A 21,239-nucleotide genomic window follows, 5' to 3' on the forward strand; every position below is an offset into this window, starting at 1 on the left:
AACTACTTTCTTAGTATAACACTTTCAGAATCATTGTCAATAGAAACGACTTGATTTTTTCAATTTTTTCAAGCTACTTCCAAGGATTTCTAGGAGAAAATTCTTAAATATCTGCAAAAATTGCTTACTCTTTTATACCTATCTGTGGACTGGGAATGATGATATTATGACTTCGTTATCTCAAATACTGCTGTATGAACCCACTCATTATGAATTTGTAAGTCATTTTCTATAACCCTACTAAAGGTGAAGCCATTTTTTAAAAGCACCCTCTGAGAGGCTAGATTACCTGTTGCCGTTCCTGCAATGATTCTATTGAAACCATAAGTCGTGAAGGATTTTTCTAAAACGAGTTTAACCGCTTCGCTGGCATAACCTAAATTGCTAACATTTTCCCCAATCCTATACCCAAGCTCTGCTGTTTTTCGATTATTCTCTAAAACACTTAAATTGATTCTTCCGACCATAACTCCTTGTGCATCTCTAATAAGATGCATGTAGACATCATGATTCTCTTGTTCCCTTAACAATTCCCTCGTAATTTCTTTAAAACCTTCTAAATCAAAATAGTTAGCTGGTCTAGGAGGCAAATTCCGCTCAAAATACTCTTGATTCTCTTTTTCAAAAAAATAGACGTCTAAACTATTTTCTTCAGACAACAGCTCTAAACTGATCATTGTAAATCATCTCCCATCATTATCTACATTCAATATTTTCCCATGTTTATACAAATTGAAATTAACACGATTTAAATTAAATACTTTTACTATTTTATATCGTCTCTACATTGTGACACTGAACTTAGTTAAAAATGATTATATTTGAATAACTTTGATTTTGTAGTGTAAATTCTACTATAAAGTGTACACACTAATTCATATTTTATCAAAAAGTTTCAAGCATACAATTATTAACTTTATTTCTCATACAATCTATCAATAAAAAGTTATAGAATAATTTCTCTTTACTTCTCTAATGAAAACTTTGACAATATTATTTCCAAGGATTGTAAAATCGTCCCTGATTCTGCAAGATAAGTAGTAAACTAGCTACTAAAAACACAGCTGCCAAGAGCAAGGTAAGATAATCACCTTTTTTCAAGGCCTGGTAACTATACCAAGTGCGTTTTTTCTCTTTCCCAAAGCGGCGAAGCTCCATAGCGGTCGCGATGGTATCAATGCGTTCTAGCGAGCTAAAAATCAAGGGAGTAATAATGAGCAGATTGCCTTTGATTCGTTGCATAAGAGAAGCTTTCTTGGATAATTCCATCCCACGCGCCTCCTGAGACATCTTGATAGTAAAGAATTCTTCCTGCAAATCTGGAATATAGCGCAAGGTCAGGCTGACTGAATAGGCAATCTTGTAAGGCACACCGATTTGATATAAACTGGAAGCAAACTGACTAGGGTGGGTTGTCATCAAAAAGATAATAGCCAGAGGAATGGTGCAAAGGTACTTAATGGCCAGATTTAGCAGATAAAAGAGCTCTTGACTGGTCAGAGTGTAGGCACCGATTCCCTGCCAAATCACACTTCTCTCTCCGTAAAGTCCAACCCCATACTCGGGAGAAAAGAGATAGACCATCAAGACGTTTAAAACGGCAAATACCGTCGCAAAAACGGCTACAAAGGAAACATCTTTAAAACGGATTTCTGACAAATAGAGGAGAAAGACCGAAAAGATGGCAATCAGAACAAGCAGTCTGGTATCATAGCTAATCATGGCCGCCAATGACACAAGGATGAAAAAGAGAAGTTTTCCAGCTCCTGACAAGCGATGAATCACAGTATCTCTATGCTGGTAACCAATTAATTTAGCTTGCATCCTTCTCTCCTTTCTTTGTAAAATGCCGTTAAAGCAAGTGGGTCTACATCTAGTTTCTTGGCCAAGTTGAAGATCGAAGTTTCTTTTAGATTGGCTTTTACTAACAGCTCAGGATTGCTCAAAAGACTAGCTGGATCAGTATCGGCAATCAATTTCCCATCCACCATGACAAGAGCTCGGTCTGAATAATCCATCATCAATTGCATATCATGGGTAATCATGACAATGGTATGCCCTTTTTGATGCAGTTCTTCGAGAAATTCCATAATCTCAGTATAGTTCTTCTGGTCTTGACCTGCAGTCGGTTCATCTAAGAGGATAATTTCAGCTCCTAAAACCAAAATCGATGCAATGGTGACACGCTTTTTCTGCCCAAATGACAGGGCAGAAATGGGCCAATTACGAAATTCATAGAGACCACAGATTTTCAAAGTTTCATAGACTCTCGTTTCAATTTCCTGCTCATCCACACCTCGCAAACGAAGTCCTAGAGCCACCTCATCAAAAATCATGTTTGTTGAAATCATTTGATTGGGATTTTGCAGCACATAGCCTACTCGTTCCGCCCGCTCTGCAACAGAATCTCCTTTTATATCCTGTCCTTCCCAAAGATAGCGACCTTCCGTCTGAATAAAGCTACTTAAGGCCTTGGCTAGGGTTGATTTCCCTGCTCCATTTTTCCCGACAATAGCAATCTTCTCACCCTTTTTAATATTTAAATGAAGAGATTTTAAAATCGGTCTATCACCATAAGAAAAAGACACATCCTCTAATCTAAAGAGTGACTGTAAATCTGGGGTTTCTTTTGCCAATTCCATCTGTAACTGAACCTGGCCTTTTGAGATAGACAAGTTATCCAGATTTGCTAACTGTTCTTCCTTGACTAAATCCACACCTAATTGACGGAGAGTGGTAAGATAAAGAGGTTCTCGGATTCCATTTTGGGTCAATAAATCAGTCGCCAGTAGCTGGTCAGGGCTCCCATTAAAGAGGATACGACCATCGTTTATCAAGACAATCCGATCCACAGGCCGATGCAGAACATCCTCCAAACGGTGCTCAATAATAAGGGTCGTCGTCCCCTCTTCCTTATGAATCTGGTCAATCAATTCGATAATGTCCTGACCTGACTTGGGATCTAGATTGGCGAGTGGCTCATCAAACAAGAGAATCGGACTCTCATCAATCAAAACACCAGCTAGACTAACTCGCTGCTTTTGTCCACCTGACAAATCCTGAGGGCGCTGATTCAGTAAAGAAAGAAGGTCTAGCTTTTCAGCCCATTTATGAACACGACCTTTCATCTCTTCTAGAGCTGTCACATCATTTTCCAGAGCAAAAGCCAAATCCTCTGCCACGGACAAGCCGATAAACTGCCCATCTGTATCCTGCAAAACCGTGCTGACTAGATGAGATTTATCATAGATACTCATATCAAAGGCTACTTGGCCCTTGATCAAAAATTCTCCAGACGTCTGACCCTTGTAAATATTGGGAATAATCCCATTCAAACATTGACCCAAGGTAGACTTACCTGACCCAGATGGTCCAACAATTAAGACTTTCTCTCCCTTATAAATGGTCAAGTCCACCCCTTGCAAGGTCGGTTCTTGTTGCGTTTCATACTGGAAAGAGAAATCCTTCCACTCAATTATAGCTTCTTTCATCTTACTCTCTTCATTCGCTTCTTCTACTCAATGAAAATCAAAGAGCAAACCAGGAAGCTAGCCGTAGGTTGCTCAAAACACTGTTTTGAGGTTGCAGATAGAGCTGACGCGGTTTGAAGAGATTTTCGCAGAGTATTAGACTTCTATTTTATCATAAATCTACTCCTTCTTGCAGACTCTTCTCTTAAAAACTTAGCACCAAAAAGCTTCCTATCTTAGCTTACTTGCCTAACTAATCTATAAACATCGAAAAAGACTGGTTGCCCAGCCTTTTCCCTCATGTTAATCCTTTTTCAAACTTCCTGAACGAGTCTGCGTACGTGAATAAGCTATCAAAAGAAGAGTTCCTGCGATAGCAATAGTCACCGCGTTTGCAATACCTGCAACAATCCCTTGGGCAAATACTTTTTCTGCCGCTTCTTGATAAATCACAACATCTCCAAGTGGTGCCAAAACACCCCAAACAAGAGCATTTGCAACAATCTGAATGAGGTTAAAGAAGACAATATCCTTTAACTCAAAAACGCCTTGTGTTACTCGAATATATTTTCTAAAGAGTCCTACAGCTAGACCAAAGAGACCGCTAGCAATAATCCAAGTCCACCAAAGACCGTAGCCAGCAAGAGAGTCCTTCACTGCATGCCCAATTAAACCAACAAGTAATCCCACTAGAGGGCCAAAAATGATAGACAAGAGGCTCTGTACCGCATACTGAAGCTGAATGCTTGTATTTGGAACAGGGGTCGGAATGCTAATCATCCCGATAACAACAAAGAGCGCAGCTCCAACACCGATAGCAACAACTTGTTTAATTGATTGATTTTTCATCTATATTCTCCTATTTTATAATTCTATTTTCTTTATTTCAATGGTCCAAGATGAATCGACACCTACATTATAAGCCTTGGCAAAAGAACCTTGGTTGATAGCCAGACCTAAACGATAGAGAGAGTTGATGTAAAGGATTGGTTGCCCAATTCTCACATCTGCAAATGATTTGCCATAGACAACCTGATTTTGATAGACTAGCATATCTGCATGATAGATGGTCACTTCAAAACGATCACCGAATTCTGGTTCCAACTTGTAAAATTCTTCTCGTGTGATAGAGGTCCAAAGCGAACCAAAACGCACATCCAGAATATCAATGGCTCCCTTCACCAAATGGTCTTCAATGATGGTCTCTACGACTGGAAGCTCCACAATCTGATCCACACTGAGCTCAGGCCCTACTTCCTCAAAAGTAATGTGACCGCTAGCCAGTTTAGCACCAGTATAGGCATAAACATCACGGCCGTGGAAGGTATAAGAATGCTCTGTATTTTGACGTCTATTGGCTACTTCAGAAATTTCACGAATAGCTACAACGCCAACGTGTTTCTTGATAAAGGAAAGAGTTCCATTGTCTGGCGTGACAATGTATTGATTTTTTGCAGTCTTAGCAACTACACTCTTACGTTTCGAGCCGACACCTGGATCGACTACCGATACAAATGTCGTTCCCTCAGGCCAGTAATCCACCGTCTGAAAGAGACGATAGCTCCCCTCAAAAATATTATAAGGCGTGATATCGTGCGTTAAGTGATGGATTTTCAAGGTTGGAGACTCTTCTAAAGCCACTCCAATCATAGCCGATACCGCACCATCAACCAGACCAAAGTCTGATTGTAATACCAGTAAATTATTATTCATTTTGTCTCCTTGTATACCCTTTATCATACCATATTTCAGGGGAAGTCGCTAATAGCTATTTCAATTGGTTGGGGTATAGTTTTACCTTATAACAAAATTCCATTAAAAGCTCTTGTTATTAGCTAGTAGGTGCATTTTTTCTTGAAAAAAGGTATGATAGTTACATCATGAAAAAGTAGGTTTTATTATGAAAATTATCCTTGTCGGAGGGGGAAAAGTTGGTTCTGCCCTCTGTCGCTCCTTGGTTGCAGAAAAGCATGATGTTTTGCTGATTGAGCAAGACGAAGCCGTTCTCAATCATATTGTTAATCGATTTGATATCATGGGGATTCTTGGTAACGGGGCCGATTTCACCATCCTTGAACAAGCCAGTGTCCAGGATTGTGATATCTTTATCGCCCTGACTGAGTACGATGAAGTGAACATGATTGCAGCTGTTCTAGCCAAGAAAATGGGAGCTAAAGAAACCATTGTTCGGGTGCGGAATCCTGAATACTCTAACTCTTATTTCAAAGAAAAGAATATTCTCGGTTTTTCTCTTATCGTCAACCCTGAACTTTTGGCTGCCCGCGCTATCGCAAATATCATTGACTTCCCAAACGCCCTCTCTGTCGAACGTTTCTTTGGAGGACGAGTCAGCTTGATGGAATTCACTGTTAAATCATCCAGCGGTCTTTGCCAAATGCCCATTTCTGATTTTCGGAAAAAATTTGGCAATGTTATTGTCTGTGCGATAGAGAGGAATCATCAAATTATCATCCCAAGTGGCGACATGACGGTACAGAATAAAGATAGAATCTTTGTCACTGGTAACCGTGTTGATATGATGCTCTTCCATAATTATTTCAAATCTCGCGCCGTGAAGAGCCTTCTCATCGTCGGTGCAGGTAGAATTGCCTATTATCTACTAGGTATCCTCAAAGATAGTCGTATCGATACTAAGGTCATTGAAATCAATCCCGAAATCGCCAGCTTCTTTAGCGAGAAATTTCCAAATCTCTATATTGTCCAAGGAGATGGTACTGCAAAAGATATCCTGCTGGAAGAAAGTGCTCAAAACTATGATGCCGTTGCGACTCTAACAGGTGTCGATGAGGAAAATCTGATTACCTCTATGTTCCTTGACAGCGTAGGTGTACAAAAAAATATCACCAAGGTCAATCGTACTAGTCTCCTCGAGATTATCAATGCGCCTGATTTTTCAAGTATCATCACACCTAAAAGCATTGCTGTAGATACGATTATGCACTTTATTCGTGGTCGGGTTAATGCCCAGTATTCAGACCTTCAAGCCATGCACCATCTAGCCAATGGCCAAATCGAAACCCTGCAATTCCATATCAAGGAAGCCAATAAAATGACTGCCAAACCTCTTTCTCAACTGAAATTGAAAAAAGGGGTTCTTATTGCAGCCATCATTCGAAAAGGCAAGACTATTTTCCCTACTGGAGAGGAGATGCTGGAAGTCGGAGATAAGCTCTTAGTAACGACCCTATTGCCAAACATCACTAAGATTTATGACTTAATCGCGAGGTAAGAGATGAATAAAAGTATGATTCGTTACCTCCTTTCAAAGTTGCTTTTGATTGAAGCTATTCTTCTTTTGGTTCCTGTGGCTGTTGCTATCTATTACCGTGAATCAAGCCAAGTCTTTACAGCCCTCTTTACAACGATTGGCATTCTCGTATTACTAGGCGGTTCAGGAATTTTACAAAAGCCAAAAAATCAACGGATTTATGCCAAGGAGGGAATCTTGATTGTTGCCCTCTGTTGGATCCTCTGGTCTTTCTTTGGCGGTCTCCCCTTTGTCTTTGCAGGGCAAATTCCCAGCATTATTGATGCCTTTTTTGAGATTAGTTCTGGCTTTACAACTACTGGAGCAACTATTCTAAACGACGTTTCGTTCCTCAGCCGTTCCCTCCTATTTTGGAGAAGTTTTACCCACTTGATTGGAGGGATGGGAGTACTTGTTTTTGCACTTGCTATTATGGATAATGCCAAGAATAGCCACCTAGAGGTAATGAAGGCTGAGGTTCCAGGTCCTGTCTTTGGCAAGGTTGTATCCAAACTAAAAAACACTGCCCAGATTCTCTATCTCCTTTATCTAGCTCTCTTCTCCCTCTTTGTCATCATCTATTATCTGGCTGGCATGCCCCTATTTGATAGTTTTGTCATTGCTATGGGTACAGCAGGTACAGGAGGCTTTACCGTCTATAACGATGGAATTGCCCACTATGGTAGCTCACTGATTACCTATCTGGTTAGTATAGGAGTTTTGGTTTTTGGGGTAAATTTCAATCTCTACTACTACCTCATGCTCCGTCGCGTCAAAGCCTTCTTTGGTGACGAAGAACTTCGTGCTTACTTGGTCATCGTGCTGGTTTCTACAGGATTGATTAGCCTTAATACCCTCTATCTCTACCCAGGATTTTCCAAGAGCTTTGAAATGGCCTTCTTCCAAGTTTCCAACATCATTACAACAACTGGTTTTGGCTACGGAGATATTACCAACTGGCCCCTCTTCTCCCAGTTTATCCTCCTCTTCCTCATGGGAATCGGTGGTTCTGCTGGTTCAACCGCAGGTGGACTCAAGGTTATTCGAGGCCTCATCCTTTCAAAAATTGCTAAAAACCAGATTTTGTCAATTCTATCACCCCACCGTGTTTTGACCCTACATGTTAATAAAACTGTGATTGACAAAGATACCCAGCATAAGATTCTCAAGTACTTTGTCATCTATGCTATGATTTTGCTAGCGCTTATCTTTATTGTCAGCCTAGATAGCAATGATTTTCTAGTTGTGACCAGCGCTGTCTTTAGCTGTTTCAATAACATCGGACCTATTCTAGGAACGACATCTAGTTTCTCAATCTTTAGTCCCATCTCAAAAATTCTCCTCTCCTTTGCAATGATTGCAGGTCGATTAGAGATTTACCCAATCCTACTTCTCTTTATGAAGAGAACTTGGTCTAAGAGATAAAATACAACCACACCTTGTTCCATACAAAGTGTGGTGTTTTTATTTCAGACTACTTCCTCAACTCAACCAACTCTTTTTAAACCAAGTGAGACACTTCAGAGAATGACTTATACTCTTCGAAAATCTCTTCAAACCGCGTCAGCTCTATCTGCAACCTCAAAACAGTGTTTTGAGCAACCTGCGGCTAGCTTCCTAGTTTGCTCTTTGATTTTTATTGAGTATTAAAGAATTTAAGAGCCCCAAAAACCCTCAGTCGACCGACCGAGGATTCCTTTTCATTATTCAAGAACTTGATTAGCTCAATGCATCCAATGCATCATCCATTGAAAGAACTTCGTGGAAGACACGTTGTGTCAATTCAGTTTTTTGTTCTGGAGTGAGGTATTTAGTGTTTACACAGTATCCAGAGATACGTACGATAACATCTTCACCTGACATGATCTTTTCGTAAACATCATTCAAGTCCATAACGTTCAAGTTAACGTGTTGTCCACCGTTTTCGAAGTAACCATCAAGGATTGTTACCAAGTTATCAACTTGTTCGTCACGAGTCTTACCAAGAGCACGAGGTGAAACTTGTGTAGTCAATGAGATACCATCAGCCGCATAACTAAAGTCAAGGCTAGAAAGTGAGTTCAAGTTTTGCAACCAGCCACCTTTAGCTTTGTTAGATGGGTTAGCACCTGGTGAGAAGAATTCAAGTTTAGACAAGTTCACAGAACCATCTTCGTTGAGGTATACACCTTTGTGGACTGGTGAGTTACCAGTTTGTTTAGAGTAAGCAACGTTAGATGTGATTGTCAAAAGTGATACAGTAGCTTCTGCGTCTTTGTAAAGTTTGTGGCTACGTAGACGAGTTGTGTAAGCTTCGATCAACCATTCTGCCAATTCGTTTGAACGTGGGTCATCTTCACCCCAACGTGGGTATTCACCGATTGTTTCGTAATCGTAGATGTAGCCATTTTCATCACGGATTGGTTTAACTGTAGCGTATTTGATAGCTGACAATGTATCAACAGTGTTCGCAAATCCACAGATACCGAATCCCATGTTAGCGCGTTGTTTAGTTGGTAAGAAGGCCATTTGAACAGCTTCGTAGTTGTACTTATCAGTCATGTAGTGGATGATGTTCAAAGCATCTACGTAAGTGTCAGTCAACCAGTCAAGAGATTTTTCAAAGTTAGCTTTAACTGATTCGAATTCAAGAACTTCATCACGGATTGGTTCGATGTCAAATACTTTGTAGTCTTTGTGAACATCATCGTAACCACCGTTCAAACCAGTAAGAAGGGCTTTCAATACGTTTACACGCGCACCGAAGTACTGGATGTTGTGGCGTTGTTCTTCATTTTCTGGGTCAAGTGGTGACACACAGCATGAGATACAACTCATTTCACCATATCCGTCTTTAGCCATTGTTGTTACACCTTCGTATTGGATAGAAGAGTGTTTGTGGCTCATGTGCATACAGTAGCGACGGAAGTTGTATGGCAATTTGTCAGTCCAAAGAACTGTCAAGTTTGGTTCTGGAGAGTTACCGATATTGTCAAGAGTGTTCAAGAAACGGTAGTCCATCTTAGTAACACGGTGACGACCGTCATTACCCATACCAGCCATAGAAGTTGTGATGAATGTTGGGTCACCTGAGTACAATTGGTCATAAGCTTTTGTACGAGCAAATTTAACTGTACGAAGTTTCATAACGAAATCATCAACGAATTCTTGGATTTCTGATTCAGTAAATGTACCACGAGCAAGGTCACGTTCTGCAAAGATATCCAATACGATTGGCACACGTCCAAGAGATGTAGCAGCACCGTTGATCACACGGCAGACAGCCATGAAGGCAATGTTAACCCATTGGATAGCTTCTTTAGTGTTCATCGCTGGTTTGCGAACGTCAACACCGTAAAGGTCACCCAAGCGAACAACTTGTTGCAATGCTTGGTATTGAAGGTTGATTTCTTCACGAAGACGGATTGTTTCTTCATCGATTTCTTCAATTGCATTCCAGTCGTTTACTTTTTCTTGCATCAAGTAGTCTGCACCGTAAAGAGCAAGACGTGCGTAAACACCGATGATACGTCCGCGTGAGTATGCATCTGGAAGACCAGTTACAGTATGAGCGTGACGAGCACGACGGATATTTGAAGTGTAAGCGCGGAAGATACCGTCGTTAACTGTTGTTACGTATTTAGTGAAGATTTCATGAACAGCTGGGTCTGGTTCGTATCCATTTTCTTTCAAAGTAGTTTCAGCCATACGGATACCACCTTTTGGCATGAAGTTCAATTTGAAGAGTTCATCATTTTGGATACCATAAATCACTTCGTTTTCTTTATCGATAAATCCTGCTGGGATGTCAGCGATAGATGTTGGACGAGTGTCCATTGGGAAACGAGTTTCTTCGTAGTGAGCCTTAGTTTCTTCTACAATTTTTTTGATGTGAAGTGAACGTTCTGTTGGTCCTGCAAGGAAGCTTTCGTCTCCATCGTAAGGTGTGTAGTTTGCTTGTACGAAGCGTGATACACTTGCTTTTTCTTTCCAATCTACGCCTTTGAAGCCTTCCCAAGCTTTATCAAAAATATCTTGTGCTTCAACAACTGTTTTAACAACCATGTTAATGTCCTCTGTTTTCTTTCTAGTAACAGTCATCTGTTACATTTATGAAACCAGTATACCATACAGTAACCGATTTCAACAAGCGAAAGTTCCTTATTTTTACACTTTCTTTTCTAACACAGACCGTTATCTATGCCAAACTGTATTATATTTTTGAAAAAATAAAGTCTTTTTTCTTTTTTTTCAGAAAAAAGGGTATAATAAAAGAAAATAAGCAGTAAAAAGGTGCTAGGCATGTTGATTTTCCCTTTGTTAAATGATTTGTCAAGAAAAATCATCCATATTGACATGGATGCCTTTTTTGCTGCGGTAGAAATCAGAGATAATCCTAAACTCAAAGGAAAACCTGTCATTATCGGAAGCGATCCTCGGCAAACAGGTGGGCGTGGTGTCGTTTCTACTTGTAGCTATGAGGCGCGATCTTTTGGTGTCCATTCTGCTATGAGTTCCAAGGAAGCTTATGAACGATGTCCCCAGGCCATTTTTATCTCAGGGAATTATGAGAAATACAAGTCTGTGGGTCTCCAGATTCGAACTATTTTTAAGCGCTATACAGATTTGATTGAGCCCATGAGCATTGATGAAGCCTATTTGGATGTAACAGAAAATAAACTCGGTATCAAGTCAGCGGTCAAAATCGCTCGTCTCATTCAAGAGGATATCTGGCAGGAACTCCATTTGACTGCTTCTGCAGGCGTCTCTTATAACAAATTCTTAGCTAAAATGGCCAGCGATTATCAAAAACCACATGGTCTGACAGTGATTTTACCTGAACAAGCTGAGGATTTTCTCAAACAAATGGATATTTCCAAGTTTCATGGAGTAGGAAAAAAGACAGTGGAAAGACTTCATCAAATGGGCGTTTTTACTGGCGCTGATTTGCTTGAAGTTCCTGAAATGACCCTAATAGACCGATTTGGCAGACTGGGCTATGACCTTTATCGAAAGGCTCGTGGTATCCACAATTCCCCCGTCAAATCCAATCGCATCCGTAAATCAATCGGGAAGGAGAAAACCTACGGGAAGATTCTCCGTGCCGAGGAAGATATCAAAAAAGAGCTGACTCTTCTATCAGAAAGAGTCGCTCTCAATCTCAATCAACAAGAAAAAGCTGGAAAAATTGTCATTCTGAAAATCCGCTACGAGGACTTTTCAACTCTTACTAAACGAAAAAGTCTGGCTCAAAAAACACAGGATGCTAGTCAGATAAGCCAAATAGCCCTACAACTCTATAAAGAGTTAGACGAAAAAGAAAGAGGTGTCCGCCTATTGGGGATTACCATGACTGGATTTTAATACTTAATGAAAATCAAAGAGCAAACTAGGGAGCTAGCCGCAGACTGCTCAAAGCACTGCTTTGAGGTTGTAAATAAGACTAACAGAGTCAGTAACATATACCTACGGCAAGGCGAAGCTAACGCGGTTTGAAGAGATTTTCGAAGAGTATAAAACCTTGAAGAGCTGACTCTTCAAGGTTTTTCTTATACAAATAAACGGACAACGCTATAAAGCAATAAGATACTACCAAGCACGATGCGGTATTTACCGAAAAGGGTGAAGTCGTGTTTTTTCACATAGCTGGTCAAGAAGCGAATAGCGACCATGCTGACTGCGAAAGCGACTCCCATGGCAACCAAGAGCAAGAACAATTGCCCAAAGCTCAAGAGGTGTCCTGCTTTTACAAATTTGAAAATCTTTAAGGCACTGGCTCCAAACATAACAGGAATCCCAAGATAGAAGGTGAATTCTGTCACAACAGAACGACTGGTTCCATTCAATAAACCGCCGACGATTGTGGCCCCAGAACGGCTAGTTCCTGGTAAAAGGGCAAGAACTTGGAAGAGTCCAATATAGAATGCTGTCGTATAAGGAAGCTTGTCCAACTCTGTTACACTTGGCTCTATAGCACGCGCTTTATTGCGCTTTTCCAAATAGATAAAGGCAATCCCATAGATAATCAACATGAGAGCAACAGAAACCATATTATGGAAGTGGGTATCAAACCAATCATCAAACTTAAATACGGCAAGCAAAGGCAAAGTAGCAATCAAGACCTTCAACCATAGTCTCCAAGTCTTACGAACTTCCTGCTTGTCCTTAGTCGGTTTGAAAGGATTGAGCTTATTAAAGTAAATCACCATGACCGCCAAAATAGCACCCAGCTGAATCACGACATTAAACATGGACATAAAGGTTTCGTTTTGATTTTGGTATTGGATAAATTCTTCTGCTAAAATCAAGTGCCCTGTACTGGAAATCGGCAACCATTCTGTAATTCCTTCAACAATACCGAAGAAGATAGATTTTAAAATTTCAATAAGATACATAGATTACTCCTTTTTTCTATCTTCCATTATAGCATACTTTTTCAGTCTATGGCAGTTCTCTTTAAAAGGCGCCGATACTGCCACCACCTCCGCCTCCAGAGAAGCCACCGCCAGAACTTCCACTTCCAGAAGATACGGAGTAGGTACTTGCTGTATTTGCGACACTAGCATAATGGCTCATTTGCGCTGTTGAATGATAAAACATACTGTGCCAGCCATAAGCTACATAGAGATTGATATCTGGATTTTCTACCTGGATGTGATGAACCTTCATCAGATGACTGACCTTGTCCGCATAGCCAAATAAGGTCGCATAGACCAAGAGGCGATTCCAGACCACAATACTTTCCAGCTCAGCCTGATCCAATCGTGCAATCTCCCGCAACATATTTTCAAAACTGGTCCAGAGATAGTAGACTTCTGCCCCTGCTTCATTTAGGACGCCATCACGATTATCTAGTCGAAGCTTCCAATAATAGAAAACAGCCAAAACCAAACCTAGAAAACCAAGTATTGCCAAGGGGATGTAAAGATAGCCATGAACGTCTAAACTGTACAAGAAGAAACCAAATCCAATAAATAGAGGCAGGACTGTAGAGAGTCCCATACCTACTTGCAGGACCTTTTCCCCACCAGTTAAAGGACGATAATAATCTGGGAGCCCCCAGAAGGAAACTCGATTTCTTACCCCTTCTTGCATCTCTTTCAATGCTTCTTCGAAAGAGGATTTGAGCTGACGTCCCCTTGCTTGAATCCGTTTTTCATCAGAGACTTTTGCCCCACGATAAAGACTCTCAGATACCCTGTAATCCGCAAACAAATTGGAAAGAGTTTCTTCTTTTTTGCCTGAAAAAGCCAGATTTAAGCAGTCTTTCTCAAAACTTGACAAACCATCTTCTTTTACCAGCCTCAAGCCAACAGCATCTCCTTCTGAAATAATAGAAACATTTCCACGGTCTATCACATCTAGCAAAGTAGCTTGAATAAGTTGGTCAAAGGTGAATTTTCCTGCTCCTTTGGTTAGAGGACTCACTTCCTCCAAGGAGGTCGAGTAGACAGCCTCTGATAAAACCATAGGCTCTAATTCCATTGGTGGTTCATAGAGACGATGATTTTTAGCATATTTGACTGAAATAGTGGTCTTTCTTCTATAAATAAAATAGAAGCAGACACTCAATAACAAGGAGATAGAAAGTATCAAAGGAAACACCCAAGTGACGAGCTGCATACTCTGAGCTTTTTCTCTAACAATCGAGTCTTCTATCTTATTAAACTCTTCTAAACGATTCCCTTTCAAGCCCTGATCCCTAGCGCTAGCAAAATCAGTTCGAGGCCAGTAGGCATGCAATTCAACTCCACGCTTAGGCGGAAGATTGTCTAAACGAATAGTATAATCAAGGTTACTATTTTCAATCGTACCCTCTCTAAAGAGTTTCCCTGTATGGAAAAAGAGTTTTTCAGCCCGCTTGTCTCCCCTTACATTAAATTCAAACTTGCCAATAGCCCCTGAACTATCTGTCAGAGGTTGCCAATTTAATTCAGCGATATCATCATAAAGGAAAAGCAAGTTCTTTAAATTCCAGACAAGGTCAACTTCAACTGTGTCACCTTCCTGACCTGGATTGTAAACTTTGACAGTATAACCATCTGTTCCTTCTGTCACTTCGCTAGCAACATCTGTCAGTTCAGCACCATTTTTCGATGCCTGAACCTTTGGGTGAGGGTCAATGTCAAACCCACTAGGCATCTTGCCAGCACGTCCAAGTCCCACGATTTGGCCTTTAAAGTCCTCTTCAAACTGATAAACTATCTTTTGTCTAAATTCTGCCGTGTTGTCTGCATGAATATACAAATCCCCTTGGTAGGAGTTTATCTTGAAATCAATGGCAAAAACAGAGAGTGGCAGAAGGCAAAACAAACCTAAGACCAGTAAGAAAAAAGTTTTTTTCATCAATTAAGCCCCCTTTTTATCTTTGCTATCATTATATCATTTTTTCTCAAGTAAGGGCTTACCCATATTGAAAAATAGAGTTTTTTTCGATAAAATAGGAGACAGTTATTTTTTAATAGATTAGAAATAGGAGAAATCATGAGAAAAATATACTTATCTATTTTCACAAGTCTCTTGCTTATGCTAGGATTTGTCAATGTTGCTCAAGCCGATGAATATTTACGCATCGGGATGGAAGCAGCATATGCCCCCTTTAACTGGACCCAGGATGATGATAGCAATGGAGCTGTCAAAATCGATGGAACCAACCAGTATGCCAATGGATACGATGTCCAGATTGCCAAGAAAATTGCTAAGGACTTAGGCAAAGAGCCTTTGGTTGTTAAAACCAAGTGGGAAGGTCTAGTCCCTGCCCTTACTTCTGGTAAGATTGATATGATTATCGCAGGTATGAGTCCTACTGCCGAACGCAAACAAGAAATCGCCTTTTCAAGCAGTTACTACACTAGCGAACCTGTCTTACTCATCAAAAAAGATTCTGCCTACGCAAATGCCAAATCTTTGGATGACTTTAATGGTGCGAAAATCACTTCCCAACAAGGTGTTTACCTTTATAACTTGATTAGTCAAATCCCAGGCGCTAAAAAAGAAACTGCCATGGGAGACTTCGCTCAAATGCGCCAAGCACTTGAGGCTGGTGTCATTGATGCCTATGTTTCTGAACTCCCTGAAGCACTGACTGCCGAAGCTGCTAACTCTAAGTTTAAGATGGTTCAAGTAGAGCCAGGTTTCAAAACTGGAGAAGAAGATACAGCTATTGCCATTGGACTTCGTAAAGATGACAATCGTATTAGCCAAATCAATGCCAGCATTGAAACCATTTCAAAAGATGATCAAGTTGCCCTGATGGATCGTATGATCAAGGAACAACCTGCCGAAGCTACAACAACTGAAGAGACTAGCAGTAGTTTCTTTAGCCAAGTCGCTAAAATTCTTTCTGAAAACTGGCAACAACTCTTGCGTGGTGCTGGTATCACTCTTTTAATCTCTATCGTCGGAACCATCATAGGTCTCATTATCGGTCTTGCCATTGGTGTCTTCCGTACTGCTCCTCTATCTGAAAATAAAGCCATTTATGGCCTACAAAAACTAGTCGGCTGGATTCTCAATGTCTATATCGAAATTTTCCGTGGTACACCTATGATCGTTCAATCGATGGTTATCTACTATGGAACTGCCCAAGCTTTCGGTATCAACCTTGACCGTACACTGGCCGCTATCTTCATCGTTTCAATCAACACTGGTGCCTACATGACTGAAATCGTTCGTGGTGGTATCCTAGCAGTTGACAAAGGACAATTTGAAGCCGCTACTGCTCTTGGTATGACTCATAACCAAACCATGCGTAAGATTGTCCTCCCTCAGGTAGTCCGTAACATCCTACCAGCAACTGGTAATGAATTTGTCATCAATATCAAAGATACATCTGTATTGAACGTTATCTCCGTTGTCGAACTTTATTTCTCAGGAAATACCGTGGCAACTCAAACCTATCAATACTTCCAGACATTTACAATCATCGCCGTGATTTACTTTGTCCTCACCTTCACCGTAACACGTATCCTCCGCTTCATCGAACGTCGAATGGACATGGATACCTATACTACAGGTGCTAACCAAATGCAAACGGAGGATTTGAAATAATGACACAAGCAATCCTTGAAATTAAACACCTCAAAAAATCCTATGGCCAAAACGAAGTGCTAAAAGACATTTCTCTCACTGTCCACAAGGGAGAAGTCATCTCTATCATTGGAAGCTCTGGAAGCGGGAAATCAACCTTCCTACGCTCCATTAACCTACTTGAAACGCCAACCGATGGACAAATCCTTTATCATGGACAAAACGTCCTCGAAAAAGGTTATGACCTCACACAATACCGTGAAAAACTAGGAATGGTGTTCCAATCCTTTAATCTCTTTGAAAATCTCAACGTTCTTGAAAATACAATCGTCGCTCAGACGACTGTCCTTAAACGCGAGCGTACAGAAGCTGAAAAAATTGCCAAAGAAAACCTTGAAAAGGTCGGCATGGGAGAACGCTACTGGCAAGCCAAACCAAAACAACTCTCAGGCGGTCAAAAACAACGTGTGGCTATCGCTCGTGCCCTCTCCATGAATCCAGACGCTATTCTCTTTGATGAACCAACATCAGCTCTCGATCCAGAAATGGTTGGAGAAGTCCTCAAAATCATGCAAGATCTGGCTCAGGAAGGCTTGACTATGATTGTCGTAACCCACGAAATGGAATTCGCCCGTGATGTCTCTCACCGTGTTATCTTCATGGATAAGGGTGTAATCGCTGAAGAAGGCAAACCAGAAGACCTCTTCACCAATCCTAAAGAAGACCGTACAAAAGAGTTCCTTCAACGCTATCTCAAATAAAAAGAAAAGGCTGCATCAATCGTGCAGTCTTTTTGCTGTCCTCATACTCTTCGAAAATCTCTTCAAACCACGTCAGCTTCGCCTTGCCGTAGGTATATGTTACTGACTCTGTCAGTCTTATTTACATCCTCAAAACAGTGTTTTGAGCAGCCTGCGGCTAGCTTCCTAGTTTGCTCTTTGATTTTCATTGAGTATCAAAATGAAAAGGCAGACCTTATTCAAGAATCCGCCATTATCCAAAGATTAATCTTCAAATTTTTCATGATTTTTTTCATAGAAATCAATTAAACCTAGAGCTGTTTCAAATGAAATATTTTTTACTTTTGCACGACCCTGCGCTAGAGCAATGATAGACATTTCACGCGCATTCGTTTCTTTAGAGATACGGTAGCCTGTGATTTTCTTATCACGAACCCAGCCAACAACTGATTCTACTTTTTCAAAGTTTGACTTAGCCATGTCCTTCTCCTATTTTCTTCTTTACGATATATTATTCTATACGTTTTTATGTCTTTTGTCAATAAAAAAACATATATTCAATAAAATAAAAGTTCTAAATTTTTCTTACTTCTTTTTTAAAGCCGATAATATATAGGTTTTTACTTACTATAAACCATTAGCAACTACCTAAAAAATAATTGCATTATTAAACCTATAATATGTAAGAATATTCATATAAACTACATGCCAGCTACTCTATAGGATAGACAGGAGTCATATTCAAGTAATTCTATACATTCCTTTTAAATTATTAAAGCTAGCAAAGATAATATTCTCCTCTGATTATCTCTTAACTATCTCTTTCCTTTCTCTTTGTCTGAGGTCCCTTCCTGTCATTATTTAAATCTTATTTTCTTTTTCAACTGGTACAATGGACTTGTTTCATCAGATTTTACATATTCTTTTCAAACACCACTTCATAATCAGCATCTAGAATATGACTTCCTAATGTCACAAACTTTTCTACTATTCTCATTTTACAAGTATCAGATCAATTTTATCAATTAAATCACCAAATCTGTCTCATAAATACTGATTATTTTCTCTACTTGCTATTATATTTAGACAATTTTTAAATTAGTTATATATAAAATATGGTATTCTGAATAGTAGCCCTATATATAGCAAGTAATTCTTTTTTTATTATTATAAACTGAAGCAAAAATAATAGATACTATAATGAGTTATAGTAGAAATTGTACGATAATTTTCCTAAGTTCATAGGAATCGCCCCCTTTCTTCACCCTCATTATAGCACCTATACATCAGTTGTGCAAATAATATGATATTTTTTTATTAATCCTCAGACAAGCATATTATAGAGCGTTTCATTACCATTTAAGTTAATATAAGCTGGATCAAAACCTTCCATTCGACGAATCAATCCTGCATAATCATGCTTATCTGCTAAGGCAATCCCAATTAATACTGGACCTGTTCCCTTACTAGCTCGTTTGATATACTCAAAACGTGTGATATCATCGTTTGGTCCCAAAATATCATTTACAAATTCACGCAAAGCTCCTGGACGCTGTGGGAAGTTGACCACAAAGTAATGCTTAATCCCATCATAAATCAAGGCACGCTCTTCCATTTCTGGCATACGGTTGATATCATTATTTCCTCCAGAAATGATACAACAAATGGTTTTCCCCTTGATATATTCAGCTAAAACTTCTAAAGAGGCAATACTCGCCGCTCCAGCAGGTTCTGCGACAATCCCTTGCTTAGAGTAGAGGTCAATCAAGGTTTCAGAAATCAATCCCTCATCGACACCTACCAAAGTTTGAACATGTTGACGAGTTGCCTCATAGGTCAACTGTCCTACCTTTTGCACAGCAATCCCATCCGCAAATTTGTCAATTTCTTTGAGTTTGACTGGACCACCAGCTTCAAAAGCAGCCTTCATGGAACGTGCCCCATTCGCCTCTACCCCAATGACTTCAATTTCTGGACTTGTTTCCTTGATATAAGTTGAAACCCCAGCAATGAGACCGCCACCACCAACAGGAACCAAGACAGCATCAAAATCAATCGATTCTTTTCGAGCTTCTTCTAAAATCTCATAAGCAACAGTCCCTTGACCTGCTTGGACATGAGCATCATCAAAGGGATCAATAAAGGTACGATTTTCAGAAACTGTAAATTCTTGAGCTGCCTTAGCAGAAGCATCAAAGGTATCTCCAACTAGTTTAATGGTTACGAACTCCCCACCAAAAAAGCGAACTTGACCAATTTTTTGTTGTGGAGTGGTAATGGGCATAAAAATAGTAGCAGGGATTTTCATCTCATTACAAGTATAGGCAACTCCCTGCGCATGATTTCCCGCAGAAGCACAGACTACCCCACGCTCACGCTCTTCCTTGCTGAGCTGAGAAATAGCATAATAGGCACCACGAATTTTAAAAGAGCGAACACGTTGAGCATTTTCCTTTTTCAAATAAATCTTAGCATCATACTTCTCCGATAAGTAATGGTCATAATCCAGTGGGGTATTCACGACCACACCGTTCAAGACTTTATGAGCCTTGATGATATCTTTTGAACTTAACATCTTTTTCTCCTAGACTATTCATACTATCACAATCCATCCTCTAAAAAGAGAGATGAATTGATTATAAAAGCGAGTTAGGTCCCCCCAACTCGCCTTCAATTTGATTTCTATCAATTAGTTATAGATTTTGAATGCATCATCGTCGTTTTTACCAACGAATGGCATTGCTTTACGCAATTCTGCACCAACTTTTTCAATTTCAAGGTTAGCTGCTTGTTCACGGTAAGCAGTCAATTTCGGACGTCCAGCTTTATAGTCATTTACAAAGTCATTTGCAAATTTACCATTTTGGATATCTGCCAAGACAGCCTTCATGTTTTCTTTAACTTGCTCAGTAATTACACGAGGACCTGATACATAGTCACCGTACTCAGCAGTGTTTGAAATTGATTGACGCATTTTCTTGAATCCACCTTCATAAATCAAATCAACGATCAATTTCATTTCGTGAAGAACTTCAAAGTAAGCCAATTCTGGAGCGTATCCTGCTTCTGTCAAGACTTCGAAACCTGCTTCGATAAGGGCAGTCAAACCACCGCAAAGTACAGCTTGTTCACCAAACAAATCTTCTTCAGTTTCTTCTTTGTAAGTTGTTTCAAGAAGACCTACACGAGCTGCTCCAACACCTTTACACCAGTCCATAGCAATGTTTTTCGCATTTCCTGTTGCATCTTGATATACTGCGTAAAGAGCTGGAACACCAAATCCTTCTTCATAAGTACGACGTACCAAGTGTCCTGGTCCTTTAGGAGCACACATAAAGACATCTACATCCGCAGGAACTTTGATAAACTCAAAGTGGATATTGAAACCATGAGCAAATCCAACTGCGTTTCCAGCTTCCAAGTTTGGAGCGATTTCTGCTTCGTACAATTCTTGTTGGATTTCGTCTGGTGCCAAAATCATGATAACGTCAGCTAATTTAGTTGCTTCTGCTACTGTATAAGTGTCAAATCCGTCTTCTTTTGCTTTGTCAAAAGATTTACCTGGACGTACACCGATGATGACATCGCGACCTGAGTCACGCAAGTTTTGAGCATGCGCATGTCCTTGTGAACCATAACCGATAACAGCGATTTTTTTACCGTCAAGTGCTGCTACTTTAACATCTTTTTCGTATTCCATTTGAACTGCCATAGTTTTTTCTCTCTTTTCTATTATTTATTGCCTTTTAGGCT

General features: G+C 40.0%; 18 protein-coding genes. 6 read left to right on the top strand and 12 right to left on the bottom strand.

What is annotated here, in order from left to right:
* Positions 1–164 precede the first annotated feature (164 nt).
* The 5 genes from CJ239_RS03795 to CJ239_RS03820 form a co-directional block, all read right to left on the bottom strand.
* The gene (locus tag CJ239_RS03795; RefSeq protein WP_102210604.1) at positions 165–677 is read right to left on the bottom strand and encodes a GNAT family N-acetyltransferase; all 513 of its coding nucleotides are present in this window, start codon (positions 675–677) and stop codon (positions 165–167) included.
* Positions 678–993: 316 nt separating this feature from the next.
* Positions 994–1,824, bottom strand: coding sequence for an energy-coupling factor transporter transmembrane protein EcfT (locus tag CJ239_RS03800; RefSeq protein WP_102210605.1), 831 nt, complete (start codon positions 1,822–1,824; stop codon positions 994–996).
* Positions 1,809–3,491, bottom strand: a complete 1,683-nt coding sequence (locus tag CJ239_RS03805; RefSeq protein ID WP_102210606.1) for an ABC transporter ATP-binding protein — start codon at positions 3,489–3,491, stop codon at positions 1,809–1,811. The genes CJ239_RS03800 and CJ239_RS03805 overlap by 16 nt, the downstream gene beginning before the upstream one ends.
* A 282-nt stretch (positions 3,492–3,773) precedes the next feature.
* Positions 3,774–4,319: an ECF-type riboflavin transporter substrate-binding protein gene (locus CJ239_RS03815; RefSeq protein ID WP_042901648.1), complete on the bottom strand. Its 546-nt coding sequence runs from the start codon at positions 4,317–4,319 to the stop codon at positions 3,774–3,776.
* A 15-nt stretch (positions 4,320–4,334) separates the two neighbouring features.
* A complete protein-coding gene (locus CJ239_RS03820; RefSeq protein WP_102210607.1) occupies positions 4,335–5,183 on the bottom strand; it encodes an S-adenosyl-l-methionine hydroxide adenosyltransferase family protein in 849 nt (282 codons plus the stop codon).
* A gap of 187 nt (positions 5,184–5,370) precedes the next feature.
* Here CJ239_RS03820 and trkA point away from each other — a divergent pair, with 187 nt between their 5' ends.
* A complete protein-coding gene (gene trkA, locus CJ239_RS03825) occupies positions 5,371–6,720 on the top strand; it encodes a Trk system potassium transporter TrkA (RefSeq protein WP_102210608.1) in 1,350 nt (449 codons plus the stop codon).
* Positions 6,721–6,723: 3 nt separating this feature from the next.
* On the top strand, positions 6,724–8,163 hold the full coding sequence (locus CJ239_RS03830) for a TrkH family potassium uptake protein (RefSeq protein WP_102210609.1): 1,440 nt from the start codon (positions 6,724–6,726) through the stop codon (positions 8,161–8,163).
* 294 nt (positions 8,164–8,457) lie between these two features.
* Here CJ239_RS03830 and pflB read toward each other — a convergent pair whose 3' ends face one another.
* Positions 8,458–10,782: a formate C-acetyltransferase gene (gene pflB, locus CJ239_RS03840; RefSeq protein WP_102210610.1), complete on the bottom strand. Its 2,325-nt coding sequence runs from the start codon at positions 10,780–10,782 to the stop codon at positions 8,458–8,460.
* Positions 10,783–11,019: 237 nt separating this feature from the next.
* Between pflB and dinB the strand changes: the two genes are divergently transcribed.
* Positions 11,020–12,081 (top strand): DNA polymerase IV, encoded by a 1,062-nt coding sequence (dinB, locus tag CJ239_RS03845; RefSeq protein ID WP_102210611.1) that lies wholly within the window; start codon positions 11,020–11,022, stop codon positions 12,079–12,081.
* A gap of 6 nt (positions 12,082–12,087) precedes the next feature.
* The gene (locus tag CJ239_RS12070; protein ID WP_257994409.1) at positions 12,088–12,213 is read left to right on the top strand and encodes a hypothetical protein; all 126 of its coding nucleotides are present in this window, start codon (positions 12,088–12,090) and stop codon (positions 12,211–12,213) included.
* A 53-nt stretch (positions 12,214–12,266) separates the two neighbouring features.
* On the opposite strand, the gene CJ239_RS03855 is transcribed toward CJ239_RS12070, so the two are convergent.
* Together CJ239_RS03855 and CJ239_RS03860 are read right to left on the bottom strand one after the other, a co-directional pair.
* Positions 12,267–13,112 (bottom strand): undecaprenyl-diphosphate phosphatase, encoded by an 846-nt coding sequence (locus CJ239_RS03855; RefSeq protein WP_102210612.1) that lies wholly within the window; start codon positions 13,110–13,112, stop codon positions 12,267–12,269.
* 61 nt (positions 13,113–13,173) lie between these two features.
* The gene (locus tag CJ239_RS03860) at positions 13,174–15,063 is read right to left on the bottom strand and encodes a DUF2207 domain-containing protein (protein WP_102210613.1); all 1,890 of its coding nucleotides are present in this window, start codon (positions 15,061–15,063) and stop codon (positions 13,174–13,176) included.
* 138 nt (positions 15,064–15,201) lie between these two features.
* Here CJ239_RS03860 and CJ239_RS03865 point away from each other — a divergent pair, with 138 nt between their 5' ends.
* Positions 15,202–16,767 carry an ABC transporter substrate-binding protein/permease gene (locus tag CJ239_RS03865; RefSeq protein ID WP_042901656.1) on the top strand — a complete coding sequence of 522 codons (1,566 nt, stop codon included), beginning with the start codon at positions 15,202–15,204 and terminating at the stop codon, positions 16,765–16,767.
* Complete coding sequence (locus CJ239_RS03870; RefSeq protein WP_000189477.1) at positions 16,767–17,507, top strand: amino acid ABC transporter ATP-binding protein; 741 nt, start codon at positions 16,767–16,769, stop codon at positions 17,505–17,507. The genes CJ239_RS03865 and CJ239_RS03870 overlap by 1 nt, the downstream gene beginning before the upstream one ends.
* A 62-nt stretch (positions 17,508–17,569) precedes the next feature.
* Here the strand turns inward: CJ239_RS03870 and CJ239_RS12075 are convergent, their stop codons facing one another.
* From CJ239_RS12075 to ilvC, 4 genes are all read right to left on the bottom strand, one after another.
* Complete coding sequence (locus CJ239_RS12075; protein WP_257994411.1) at positions 17,570–17,695, bottom strand: hypothetical protein; 126 nt, start codon at positions 17,693–17,695, stop codon at positions 17,570–17,572.
* Between the two features lie 55 nt (positions 17,696–17,750).
* On the bottom strand, positions 17,751–17,966 hold the full coding sequence (locus CJ239_RS03880) for a hypothetical protein (RefSeq protein WP_001130036.1): 216 nt from the start codon (positions 17,964–17,966) through the stop codon (positions 17,751–17,753).
* Between the two features lie 844 nt (positions 17,967–18,810).
* Positions 18,811–20,061 carry a threonine ammonia-lyase IlvA gene (gene ilvA / locus CJ239_RS03885; RefSeq protein WP_102210614.1) on the bottom strand — a complete coding sequence of 417 codons (1,251 nt, stop codon included), beginning with the start codon at positions 20,059–20,061 and terminating at the stop codon, positions 18,811–18,813.
* A gap of 114 nt (positions 20,062–20,175) precedes the next feature.
* Complete coding sequence (ilvC, locus tag CJ239_RS03890; RefSeq protein WP_000290683.1) at positions 20,176–21,198, bottom strand: ketol-acid reductoisomerase; 1,023 nt, start codon at positions 21,196–21,198, stop codon at positions 20,176–20,178.
* Positions 21,199–21,239: the final 41 nt, after the last annotated feature.

This window comes from Streptococcus sp. UMB0029 (assembly GCF_002871495.1).
In the GTDB taxonomy this organism is placed as follows: Bacteria; Bacillota; Bacilli; order Lactobacillales; family Streptococcaceae; genus Streptococcus.

Bases quoted from the DNA above. Each gene is read 5' to 3' on its own strand.
- CJ239_RS12070 (WP_257994409.1), top strand. From the start codon at position 12,088: ATGAAAATCAAAGAGCAAACTAGGGAGCTAGCCGCAGACTGCTCAAAG.
- pflB (WP_102210610.1), bottom strand. From the start codon at position 10,782: ATGGTTGTTAAAACAGTTGTTGAAGCACAAGATATTTTTGATAAAGCT.
- CJ239_RS03870 (WP_000189477.1), top strand. From the start codon at position 16,767: ATGACACAAGCAATCCTTGAAATTAAACACCTCAAAAAATCCTATGGC.
- CJ239_RS03860 (WP_102210613.1), bottom strand. From the start codon at position 15,063: ATGAAAAAAACTTTTTTCTTACTGGTCTTAGGTTTGTTTTGCCTTCTG.
- CJ239_RS03800 (WP_102210605.1), bottom strand. From the start codon at position 1,824: ATGCAAGCTAAATTAATTGGTTACCAGCATAGAGATACTGTGATTCAT.
- ilvC (WP_000290683.1), bottom strand. From the start codon at position 21,198: ATGGCAGTTCAAATGGAATACGAAAAAGATGTTAAAGTAGCAGCACTT.
- CJ239_RS03815 (WP_042901648.1), bottom strand. From the start codon at position 4,319: ATGAAAAATCAATCAATTAAACAAGTTGTTGCTATCGGTGTTGGAGCT.
- CJ239_RS03865 (WP_042901656.1), top strand. From the start codon at position 15,202: ATGAGAAAAATATACTTATCTATTTTCACAAGTCTCTTGCTTATGCTA.
- ilvA (WP_102210614.1), bottom strand. From the start codon at position 20,061: ATGTTAAGTTCAAAAGATATCATCAAGGCTCATAAAGTCTTGAACGGT.
- trkA (WP_102210608.1), top strand. From the start codon at position 5,371: ATGAAAATTATCCTTGTCGGAGGGGGAAAAGTTGGTTCTGCCCTCTGT.
- CJ239_RS03855 (WP_102210612.1), bottom strand. From the start codon at position 13,112: ATGTATCTTATTGAAATTTTAAAATCTATCTTCTTCGGTATTGTTGAA.
- CJ239_RS03805 (WP_102210606.1), bottom strand. From the start codon at position 3,491: ATGAAAGAAGCTATAATTGAGTGGAAGGATTTCTCTTTCCAGTATGAA.
- CJ239_RS03830 (WP_102210609.1), top strand. From the start codon at position 6,724: ATGAATAAAAGTATGATTCGTTACCTCCTTTCAAAGTTGCTTTTGATT.
- CJ239_RS03795 (WP_102210604.1), bottom strand. From the start codon at position 677: ATGATCAGTTTAGAGCTGTTGTCTGAAGAAAATAGTTTAGACGTCTAT.
- CJ239_RS12075 (WP_257994411.1), bottom strand. From the start codon at position 17,695: ATGAAAATCAAAGAGCAAACTAGGAAGCTAGCCGCAGGCTGCTCAAAA.
- CJ239_RS03880 (WP_001130036.1), bottom strand. From the start codon at position 17,966: ATGGCTAAGTCAAACTTTGAAAAAGTAGAATCAGTTGTTGGCTGGGTT.
- CJ239_RS03820 (WP_102210607.1), bottom strand. From the start codon at position 5,183: ATGAATAATAATTTACTGGTATTACAATCAGACTTTGGTCTGGTTGAT.
- dinB (WP_102210611.1), top strand. From the start codon at position 11,020: ATGTTGATTTTCCCTTTGTTAAATGATTTGTCAAGAAAAATCATCCAT.